Origin of the sequence: Actinomadura sediminis, assembly GCF_042675525.1 — a bacterium.
In the GTDB taxonomy this organism is placed as follows: domain Bacteria; phylum Actinomycetota; class Actinomycetes; order Streptosporangiales; family Streptosporangiaceae; genus Spirillospora; species Spirillospora sediminis.
In genome coordinates this window covers 21218-31824 of the sequence record NZ_JBHTJA010000080.1, presented here as the reverse complement: position 1 = coordinate 31824, position 10607 = coordinate 21218, and the positions used below count along the sequence as shown (strand labels likewise).

Here is a 10607-nt window from a genome sequence, read left to right as displayed (position 1 = left end):
GGGCTCAGCCGCGCGCCGGCCGCACCGCGCGGCGCAGGCCGTCCAGCACGTCCCGCAACTCGATCGTGGACGGCACGGTCACCTCGCGGCCGTCGGCGATGCCGCGCATCGCCGCCCGCAGGATCTTCCCCGACCGGGTCTTCGGCAGCGCCGGGACGACCGTGACCTCCTTGAGCGCCGCGACCGGCCCGACCTGGTCGCGCACCAGCCGCACCAGCTCGGCCGCCAGCTCCGACTCCTCGGCCAGCACGCCGCTCTTCAGCACCACCAGCGCCCGCGGGACCTGCCCCTTGAGCTCGTCCCGCACCCCGATGACCGCGCACTCCGCGACCGCCGGGTGCGCCGCGATGACCTCCTCCATCGTCCCGGTGGACAGCCGGTGCCCCGCGACGTTGATCACGTCGTCGGTGCGGCCCATCACCCACACGTAGCCGTCCTCGTCGATCCGGCCGCCGTCCCCGGTCAGGTAGTAGCCGGGACGCTTGTCGAGGTACGCCTCGACGAACCGCTCGTCGTCCTGCCACAGCGTCGGCAGCGTCCCGGGCGGCAGCGGCAGCCGCAGCGCGATGTCGCCGTCCTCGCCCGGCGGCAGCGGCGCGCCGTCCGGGCCGAGGATCCGCACGTCGTAGCCCGGCACCGGCACCGACGGCGATCCCGGCTTCACCGGCATCGGCTCCAGCCCGCGCAGGTTCGCCACGATCGGCCACCCGGTCTCGGTCTGCCACCAGTGGTCCACGACGGGACGGTCCAGGATCCGCTGCGCCCAGTGGCATGTGTCGGGGTCGAGCCGCTCCCCGGCCAGGAACAGGGCCTCGAACGCCCCCAGGTCGCGGCCCGCCAGCAGCGCGCCGTCCGGATCCTCCTTCTTGATCGCCCGGATCGCGGTGGGCGCGGTGAACAGCACCTTCACCCCGTGCCGCTCGACGACCCGCCAGAACGCGCCCGCGTCGGGCGTCCCCACCGGTTTGCCCTCGTACAGGACGGTCGTGCAGCCGGTCAGCAGCGGCGCGTACACGATGTAGGAGTGCCCGACGACCCAGCCGACGTCGGACGCCGCCCAGAACACGTCGCCGGGGCCGACGCCGAACACGTTCTCCATCGACCAGCGCAGCGCCACCGCGTGCCCGCCGTTGTCGCGGACCACCCCCTTCGGCCGTCCCGTCGTGCCCGACGTGTACAGGATGTAGAGCGGGTCGGTGGCGGCGACGGGGACGCACTCGGCGGGGGCCGCGCCCGCGACGGCCTCGTCCCAGTCGACGTCCCGCGGCCGCTGCAGATCGGCGTGGAGCTGCTCGCGTTGCAGGATCACGCACCGCTCCACCTTGTGCAGGGCCGTCTCCAGGGCCTCGTCGAGCAGCGGCTTGTACGGGACGACCCGCGTGCCCTCGACGCCGCACGACGCCGACACGACCGCCTTCGGGCGGGCGTCGTCGATCCGCACGGCCAGCTCCCGCGCCGCGAACCCGCCGAACACCACCGAGTGGACCGCGCCCAGCCGGGCGCACGCCAGCATCGCGACGACGGCCTCGGGCACCATCGGCATGTAGAGCACCACCCGGTCGCCCCGGCCGACGCCCTGCGCGCGCAGCGCCCCCGCGAACCGCGCCGTCAGCTCGGTCAGCTCCCGGTAGGTGTAGGTCCGCTCCGTCCCGGTGACCGGGCTGTCGTAGATCAGCGCGGCCTGGTCGCCGCGCCCCTCCTCGACGTGCCGGTCGAGCGCGTTGTCGCAGGTGTTCAGCTCGCCGCCGGTGAACCACCGGTAGAACGGCGGCGCGCCGTCGTCCAGGACCCGGTCCGGCGGGACGAGCCACCGCACGTCCCGCGCCGCCAGCCCCCAGAAGCGGGTCGGGTCGGCGATGCTCCGTTCGTACGCGGCGGCGTAGGCGCCCATGTGGTCCTCCCGTGCGGGTCCCCGGCCCCGATCCGCGTATCGGGGCGCACGTCGGTAGGGCCGCACACCTATAGGGCATGGAGCGGGCGCCGTTCGTCAAGGCCCCGCGCCGCCCCGTCAGGCCCCGGCGCCGTCCCGTGGGTAGCGGAGCGCGTTGCCGAGGGCGACGACCGCGGCCAGCACCGCGCCCGCCCCGACGATCCAGAAGGACAGCTCGTACGCGCGCAGCGCCGGGACGTCCGTGCCGTCGATGACCGTCCCGGCCAGGATCGCGGCGGTCACCGCGCCCGCGATGCTCCCGCCGCCCACCCGGACCAGCGAGTTGATGCCGCTGGCGATGCCGCTGCGGTCCATCGGGACGTGCTGCACCGCGAGCGTCCCCAGCGCCGCGTACGCCACCCCGAACCCGAGCCCCTGGACGGCGCTGAAGATCAGCATGTCGAGTCCGCGCTCGTTGGAGACCGCGAGCCAGAAGTAGCTCAGCGCGGCGATGCCCGCGCCCGCCGCGAGCGTGTACGCCGGGCCGATCCGCGCACTGATCCGGCCGGCCTGCATCGACGACAGCAGCATCGTCGCGGTGCTCGGCAGCATGTACAGGCCGACGTGCAGGACCGTGCCGTCCAGCCCGTACCCGACCACCTCCGGGTCCGCCTGGACGAACGACGCGATCAGCGTGAACGCCGCGAACATCGAGAACCCGAGCAGCGCGGACGCGACGTTCGCCGACAGCGACCGCGCCCCGACCAGCAGCGACAGCCGCACCAGCGGCTCGCGCACCCGCGACTCCAGGATCGTCCACGCCGCGCACAGCGCGACCGCCGCGCCGAACAGCCCCAGCACGCCGCCGGACGCCCAGCCCCACGCGTTGCCCTGGCTGATGCCGAGCAGCAGGCACGACAGCCACGCCGCGAGCAGCACCGCGCCCGGCACGTCCGGGCGGCCGCCCGCGCGGGCGCCGACGTCGCGGGCGGTCGCGGCGACCAGGACGAGCGCGAACACGCCGAGCCCCGCGGTGATCCAGAACACCGGCCGGTGGCTGGTGGTGCGGTCGGCGATCAGACCGGTCACGATCATGCCGATGCTGCCGCCGACGCCCATCGTCGCGCTCACCACGCCGATCGCCGTGGTGATCCGGTCGCGCGGGAACGTGTCGCGGATCATGCCGATGGCGAGCGGCACCATCACCGACGACACGCCCTGCAGCGCCCGTCCCGCGATGAGCGTCCCGAGCGAACCGGACGCCGCGCACAGCACCGAGCCGGCGGTCAGCAGCACCAGCGCCAGCAGGATCATCCGCTTCTTGCCGTACATGTCCCCGAACCGCGTCAGCAGCGGGGTCGCGACCGCTCCCGCCAGCAGCGACGCCGTGAACACCCACGTCACCGCCGTGACCGAGGCGTCGAACGTGCCCATGAGCCGCGGCAGCAGCGGAATCACCAGGGTCTGCTGCACCGACACGACCATTCCCGCCGCGGCGAGCGCGGTCAGCGTCAGCGTGGTGTGCGCGGGGGCGGCGGGCCGCCGCCGGGCCGCCGCGGCGGCCCGGCGGGGGACGTCCGTGGGCGCGCCGGTCATCGAGGGGTCCTCCAGACGCTCCGGGCGAATGCGGGCACCCGGCACTGTAATTATTCAAACTAAGTATTAGCACTGTCCTGGACGGGACGATCGCGCGGCGTCCGGTTTCGGCTTCCACATCCGGAAAAACGGCACGGTGATCTTCGCGACCCCGCCGGCCCGGCCGTTCCGGTTTCGCGACGGGCGCGAACGTCCTTAGGGTTGCGTTCCGTGGACCCCGCTTCCGTGGATCTTCGTCTGCACGACCCCCTCCAGCCCGCCCGGACCGCGTGATGCAGGTCCTCGCCACCGCCGGGCACGCCGCGCACGGCAAGTCCTCGCTCGTGCGCGCCCTCACCGGCATGGAGCCGAAGGAGCCCGGCCCGGCGCTCACCGGCACCGCCTGGACGCGGCTGCCGTCCGGCCGCCGCGTCGCGTTCGTGGACGTCCCCGGGGACCCGCGCTCGGTCCCGGCCGTCCTGGCCGGCCTGGCGCCCGCCCCGGCGGTGCTGCTGGCCGTCGCCGCCGACGAGGGCTGGATGCCGCAGTCCCAGGAGCACCTGGAGGCCGCCGCCGCGCTCGGCGTCCGCAACGGGGTCCTGGCGATCACCCGGGCGGACGTCGCCGACCCCAAGATCGCGCTGCGGCAGGCCCGCGAACGCCTCGCCGGCACCGCCCTCGCCGCCGCCGAGGCCGTCGCCGTCAGCACCGTCACCGGCGCCGGGACCGCCGAACTGGCCGCCGCCCTCGACCGGCTCGCGGGCCGCCTCCCCGTCCCCGACCCGGACGCTCCCGTCCGGCTGTGGGTCGACCACGCGTTCACCGCCGGACGGCAGAGCGTCGTCACCGGCACCCTCGGCGCCGGGACCGTCCGCGTCGACGACGAACTCCTCCTCATGCCCGCGGGCGAACGCGTCCGCGTCCGGACGATCGGCTGCGCGGGGGAGCCCCGCGACGAGGTCGGCGGCGTGTCCCGGGTGGTCCTCACCCTCCGCGACGCGGGCCGCGTCGCGCCCGGCATGGCCCTCGTCGAGCCCGGCCGCTGGTCGCCGACCACCTGCGTGGACGTGCGCACCCGCTTCGGCGAGGCGTCCGGCCGGCTCGCCCGCCGGATGACCCTGCACATCGGCGCCGCCGCCGTCCGCGTCGCGCTGCGACCGCTCGGGCCCGACACCGCGCGGCTCACCCTCAACGCGCGGCTGGCGCTGCACGTCGGCGACACCGGCGTCCTGCGCGACCCGGAACGCCGCGCCATCGCGGGCGTCAGCGTCCTCGACGTCCGCCCCCCGACCCTGGTGCGGCGCGGCGCGGGGGCCGCCCGCGCCCGCGAGCTGGCGTCCTGGCCCGACCGCCCCGACGGCGCCGTGGTGCTGCGCCGCCACGGAGTCCTGCGCCGCGCCGAGCTCACCGGGATGGGCTGTGCGGTCCCGCCGGACGCCGTCCCGCTGAACGGCGAGTGGGTCGCCGACCCCGCCCACTGGGAGTCGCTGCGCGACCGCCTCGCCGCCGAGACCGCCCGGCACGCCGCCGAGCACCCCGGCGCCCCGGGACTTCCGCTGGAGACCGTCCGCCTGCGCCTCGGCCTCCCCGCCCGCGAGCTCGTCGCCGCCCTCGCCCGCCCGCCCCTCCGCCTCGAGTACGGCCGCGTCCACGGCCCCGCCACCGCCCCACCGCCCCCGCCCGCCGACGCCCCACCGGGCGATGCCGAACCCGCCGCCCCCGCCTATGGGGCCGAGCCCGTCCGTGGGGACGAGGCCGTTCGCGGGTCCGGGGCTGCTTGTGGGGCGGAGCGCGGCCGCGGGGATGAGTCCGCTCGTGATGGCGGGGCCGTTCCCGGGGTGCAGGCCGTCCAGGAGAGCGGGGGCGCCGGTGGGGGCGGGACCGGGCCGGGGGAGGCCGAGGGTGTGCCGGTGTGGGCGGACGGGGTGGCGCGGCTGCGTGCGGAACTCGCGGGGGACCCGTTCGGGGCGCCCGCCGCGGAGCGGCTCGCCGAGCTCGGGCTGACCGGGGACGCGCTCGCCGACGCCGCCCGCGCGGGGGCCGTGCTGCGGCTCGCCGACGAGGTCGTCCTGCTGCCCGGCGCCGACCGGGAGGCGCTGCGGATCCTGTCGGCGCTGCCGCAGCCCTTCACGCCCGACCAGGCAGGGGCGGCGCTGGCCGCGCCGCGCCGCGTCGCCGTCGCGCTGCTGCGGCACCTGGACGGGCTCGGACTGACCGAACGCCGCCGGTCCTGACGCCGGGGCGCCGGGGGAAAACCCGTTGAAACCGGACCGGTGGGTCTGGCGTCATAGAGCACGGTTCGGATCCCCCGGAAAAGGAGAAGGAATGCCGTACCAGACAATGAAGGGCGGCCGCGTTCCGATCCGGATGTGGACCGACCCCGCCACCGTCGAGGACCAGGCGCTCGACCAGCTCCGCAACGTGTCCGCGCTGCCGTGGGTCGAGGGGCTCGCGGTGATGCCGGACGTCCACTACGGCAAGGGCGCGACCGTCGGCTCGGTGATCGCGATGAAGGACGCCGTGTCCCCGGCGGCCGTCGGCGTCGACATCGGCTGCGGGATGACGGCCGCGAAGTCGACGCTGACCGTGGAGGACATGCCGGACGACCTGTCGGGCGTCCGCTCGCGGCTCGAGCGGGCGATCCCCGTCGGGCGCGGCGCGCACAAGGAGGCCGTCGACCCGTCCGCGCTGCCCGGCCTGAAGATGCGCGGCTGGTACGAGTTCTGGAAGAAGTTCGACGAGCTGCACCCGGCGGCGCACGCGAAGTTCGGCCGCGCCCGCCAGCAGATGGGGACGCTCGGCGGCGGCAACCACTTCCTCGAGCTGTGCGCGGACGACGACGGCGCGATCTGGCTCGTCCTGCACTCGGGGTCGCGCAACATCGGCAACGAGCTCGCGGCGCGGCACATCGAGGCGGCGCAGAAACTGCCGCACAACCAGGACCTGCCCGACCCCGACCTCGCGGTGTTCCTCGCGGGCACCGCGAAGATGGACGCCTACCGGCACGACCTGTTCTGGGCGCAGGAGTACGCGCGCCGCAACCGGGCGGTCATGATGGCCCTCGCGCAGAACGTCGTCACGCAGCGGTTCGGTGAGAAGCGCTGCCGCTGGGAGCAGGCGATCTCCTGCCACCACAACTACGTGGCGGAGGAGGAGTACGGCGGCGTCGAGCTGCTGGTGACCCGCAAGGGCGCGATCCGCGCGGGCGCCGGCGACCTCGGCATCATCCCCGGCTCCATGGCCACCGGGACGTACATCGTGCGCGGCCTCGGCAACGAGACGGCGTTCAACTCCGCGTCCCACGGCGCGGGCCGGAAGATGAGCCGGAACAAGGCCCGCAAGAACTTCACGGTCGAGGACCTCATCGAGCAGACCAAGGGCGTCGAGTGCCGCAAGGACGGCGGCGTCGTCGACGAGATCCCGGGGGCCTACAAGGACATCGAAGAGGTCATCGAGGCGCAGTCCGACCTGGTGGAGGTCGTCGCGCACCTGCGCCAGCTCGTCTGCGTCAAGGGCTGACCGGATGGCGGGGGCGGTGCAGCGGCCGGGCAACGCGCGGCGCGCGGACGACGGCATGAAGCTGCACCGCCGCGCCGTCCGGCTCGGCGGGCGGGCGCACACCGTCGTCGGGCTCCGGCCGGGTCGGCCGTGCGGTTCGGGACGAACCGGTTCCACGGGACCTGGCACGTGCTGTCGGACCGGCACGGCGCACGCGTCCTCGCCCGGATGCTGTGGGGACTGTCGTACCAGGCGCGGCCGGGCACGCTCCTGGTCGTCGACCTGCCGTTCCTCGTCCCGACGCCGTTCGACGCCGACCCGCCCGACCCGATCGTGATCGTCCCCGCCTGGTGCACCCCGTTCGGGCGGCGCGCCGCACGCGACCTCGCGCGGCGGCTGCCGCTGCGCGCCGCACCGGACGGGACCGTCCGGTGGCGCACCCACGGCCTGGACGCGGCGCTGCGGGACGAACCGGACTGGGTCGGCGAGTACTGGCGGCGGCCGGAGCGGAGCCGGGTGGAGCGGACGCACGACCTGCTCGTGCTCGCGCCCGCCACCCCGCGCGACGCACGCCTCTGGGCGATCGCAGCGGCCCGGCTCGACACGGCCGGGCCTTCCGGCATGGACTACACGTACCTCGGGGAGTGGGACCACGGCCACCCGGGCGAGATCCAGGTGTTCCGCGACTTCCACCGCGACGTGCGCCGGGCGCGGCGGGCGCGCGCCGAGGTCCTCGCCCGCCCGGACGCCCCCGCCGACGCCGAGGCGCTGCGGCCGCTGATCTGGCGGCGCGGCGCCGAACTGCGCGAGCCCGCTACGCGGACGGCGCGGCCCGCTCGAGGACCCGGTCGATGAACGCGGTGACGTCCCCGAGGACTTCGTCGCGGTTCGTCTCGTTGAACACCTCGTGGCGGGCGCCCGGATAGATCCGCTCGGTCAGGTCGGTGCCCCGCACCTCCTCGATGCCGGTGCGCGTGCCGTCCAGCGGGACCAGCCGGTCGTCGTCGCCGTGCAACCACAGCGTCGGCAGCGGCCCGAGCGGCCCGTGCCCGCCGATGCGCCGCAGGCACGCGTCCAGCGCCCGCACGGTCGGCTTCTTGAACGGGCCGTGCCACACCAGCGGGTCGGCGGTGTAGGCGGCGCCGACGGACGGGTCCCGCGAGAGCGTCGCGGTGTCGATCGGCTCGTCCGGCATGTCGTCCAGCGGCAGCAGGGCGTCGACGGTCCGCCACCGGCCCAGCACCGGTCCCGACAGGACCAGCGCGGCGAGGCCGTCGCCGTGCAGTTGGGCGTACCGCGTGGCGATCATCCCGCCCATCGAGTGGCCGATGAGGACCACCGGGACGTCCGGGTGGTCGTCGCGGGCGGCCTCCACGACCGTGTGCAGGTCCGCGACGACGTCCTCGTAGTCCTCGACGAGCACCCGTTCGCCCGCCGAGCGCCCGTGGCCCATGTGGTCGGGGCCGCACACGGTCGCGCCGTGCCGCACGAGCGCGTCGGCGACGTGCTCGTACCGGCCGAGATGCTCGCCGTAGCCGTGCGCGAGGACCGCGACGTAGCGCGGGCCGTCCGCCGGCCAGATCCGCGCGGTGATCGCACCCCGCACCCCGGCGAACTCCCATTCCCGTGCCTGCGCCACCGGTACCTCCTCGTCGTCGCCCTGGAGGATCCTCCAGGGACGCCCTCTCAAGATCAGAGAGATACCGTCTCCCGCGATGGAACGAATCGTCAACGCCCGGAATAGGGTGGGGTGATCTATCGGACGTTGGAAAGGGGCGCCCCGTGCTCGTCGACAGCTTCGGCCGCACCGCGACGGACCTGCGGGTCTCCCTCACCGACCGCTGCAACCTGCGCTGCTCGTACTGCATGCCGCCCGAGGGCCTCGACTGGCTGCCCCGGCCGGAGCTGCTCACCGACGACGAGGCGGTGCGGCTCGTCTCGCTCGGCGTCGAGCGGCTCGGCGTCCGCGAGGTGCGCTACACCGGTGGCGAGCCGCTGCTGCGGCGGGGCCTGCCCGAGATCGTCCGCCGCACGGCGGAGCTGCGCCCGCGCCCGCAGATCTCGCTGACCACCAACGGGATCGGCCTGGACCGGCTCGCCGCGCCGCTCGCCGACGCCGGCCTGGACCGCGTCAACGTGTCCCTCGACACCCTCGACCCGGCGACCTTCAAGCGGCTGGCGCACCGCGACCGGCTGGACGACGTCCTGCGCGGCCTCGCCGCCGCCCGCGCCGCCGGGCTCGCCCCCGTGAAGATCAACGCGGTGCTGATGCGGGGCGTCAACGACCACGAGGCCGTCCCGCTGCTGCGCTTCTGCCTCGAGCACGGCTACCGGCTGCGGTTCATCGAGCAGATGCCGCTGGACGCCCAGCACGGCTGGACCCGCGACGGAATGATCACCGCGGACGAGATCCTCGACCGGCTCGGCGCCGCGTTCTCCCTCGTCCCCGAGGACCCCGACGAGCGCGGCAGCGCCCCCGCCGAGAACTTCCTCGTCGACGGCGGCCCCGCGAGCGTCGGCGTCATCGGGTCGGTGACGCGCCCGTTCTGCGGCGCCTGCGACCGGGTGCGGCTCACCGCCGACGGGCAGGTCCGCAACTGCCTGTTCGCCACCGACGAGTCCAATTTGAGGGACGCGATGCGCGCCGGGGCGTCCGACGACGAGCTGGCCGACCGCTGGCGCGCCGCCGTCCGCGCCAAGCGCGCCGGGCACGGCATCGACGACCCGTCGTTCCTGCAGCCGGCCCGCCCCATGTCGGCCATCGGCGGCTGACGTGCCCGGATGGGACGCGGTGATCCTCGCCGGGGGACGCGCCCGCCGGTTCGGCGGCGCGGACAAGCCCGCGGCCCGCGTCGGGGGCCGCGCCCTGCTCGAGCACGTCGCGGCGGCCGCGTCCGGCGCGGCCCGCCTCGTCGTGGTCGGGCCGGCCCGCGACGTCGCGGTGGACGCCGTCCGCGTGCGGGAGGACCCGCCGGGCGCAGGCCCGGTCCCCGCGCTGCGCGCAGGGCTCCCCGAGGTCCGCGCCCCGCGCGTCGCGCTCCTGGCCGCCGACCTGCCGTTCCTGCGCCCCGCCCACCTCGCCCGCCTCCACGACGCCCTGGCGGGCTCGGCGCGCGGCGCCGTGCTCGTCGACGCGGACGGCCGGGACCAGTGGCTCGCCGGATGCTGGCGCACCGCCGCGCTCCGCACCGCCCTCGACGCCTACGACGGCGCGTCCCTGCGCGGCCTGCTCGCCCCCCTCGAGCCCGCCCGGGTCGCCCTGCCCGCCGGGGACCGCCCGCCCTGGTACGACTGCGACACCCCCGAGGCCCTCGCCCGCGCCCGTGCCCTCACCGACCCGGACCACCACTGACCCCGGCCCTCGCGCTGCCCGCCCACGCCCTGGCCGTCCTGCATCCGCCCTGCCCCGACCGCCTCGCCCCCGCCCCGACGAGCCCACCCAGGCCAGGCCGGCCAGACCAGGCTGGCCAGTAGGCCGGCCAGAGCAGGCTGCTCGGACGTGGCCGCTCGGAGCAGGCGGCCCAGACCAGGCCGCCCAGGCGGTCGGTGTCACTCGGCCGTGCGACCCGGCCGTGCGACCCGGCCGTGCGACCCGGCCGTGCGACCCGGCCGTGCGACCCGGCCGTGCGACCCGGCCGTGCGACCCGGCCGTGCGACCCGGCCG

General features: G+C 75.6%; 8 protein-coding genes. 5 read left to right on the top strand and 3 right to left on the bottom strand.

Annotated features, from left to right (window positions below; translation table 11 throughout):
• Positions 1-4 precede the first annotated feature (4 nt).
• The gene (locus ACFQ11_RS28190) at positions 5-1891 is read right to left on the bottom strand and encodes a propionyl-CoA synthetase (RefSeq protein WP_378304013.1); all 1887 of its coding nucleotides are present in this window, start codon (positions 1889-1891) and stop codon (positions 5-7) included.
• A 117-nt stretch (positions 1892-2008) separates the two neighbouring features.
• Positions 2009-3466 carry an MFS transporter gene (locus ACFQ11_RS28185; RefSeq protein WP_378304011.1) on the bottom strand — a complete coding sequence of 486 codons (1458 nt, stop codon included), beginning with the start codon at positions 3464-3466 and terminating at the stop codon, positions 2009-2011.
• A 272-nt stretch (positions 3467-3738) separates the two neighbouring features.
• Between ACFQ11_RS28185 and ACFQ11_RS28180 the strand changes: the two genes are divergently transcribed.
• The 3 genes from ACFQ11_RS28180 (at position 3739) to ACFQ11_RS28170 (ending at position 7798) form a co-directional block, all read left to right on the top strand.
• The gene (locus ACFQ11_RS28180) at positions 3739-5679 is read left to right on the top strand and encodes a GTP-binding protein (protein ID WP_378304008.1); all 1941 of its coding nucleotides are present in this window, start codon (positions 3739-3741) and stop codon (positions 5677-5679) included.
• Between the two features lie 91 nt (positions 5680-5770).
• A complete protein-coding gene (locus tag ACFQ11_RS28175; protein WP_378304006.1) occupies positions 5771-6964 on the top strand; it encodes an RtcB family protein in 1194 nt (397 codons plus the stop codon).
• A gap of 129 nt (positions 6965-7093) precedes the next feature.
• Positions 7094-7798 (top strand): hypothetical protein, encoded by a 705-nt coding sequence (locus tag ACFQ11_RS28170; RefSeq protein ID WP_378304004.1) that lies wholly within the window; start codon positions 7094-7096, stop codon positions 7796-7798.
• Here the strand turns inward: ACFQ11_RS28170 and ACFQ11_RS28165 are convergent.
• Positions 7758-8582, bottom strand: a complete 825-nt coding sequence (locus ACFQ11_RS28165; protein ID WP_378304002.1) for an alpha/beta hydrolase — start codon at positions 8580-8582, stop codon at positions 7758-7760. The genes ACFQ11_RS28170 and ACFQ11_RS28165 overlap by 41 nt on opposite strands.
• Before the next feature lie 143 nt (positions 8583-8725).
• On the opposite strand from ACFQ11_RS28165, the gene moaA reads away from it, so the two are divergent.
• Together moaA and mobA are read left to right on the top strand one after the other, a co-directional pair.
• Complete coding sequence (gene moaA / locus ACFQ11_RS28160; RefSeq protein WP_378304000.1) at positions 8726-9715, top strand: GTP 3',8-cyclase MoaA; 990 nt, start codon at positions 8726-8728, stop codon at positions 9713-9715.
• Position 9716: 1 nt separating this feature from the next.
• On the top strand, positions 9717-10295 hold the full coding sequence (gene mobA, locus ACFQ11_RS28155; protein ID WP_378303998.1) for a molybdenum cofactor guanylyltransferase: 579 nt from the start codon (positions 9717-9719) through the stop codon (positions 10293-10295).
• The last annotated feature ends 312 nt before the right edge of the window (positions 10296-10607 follow it).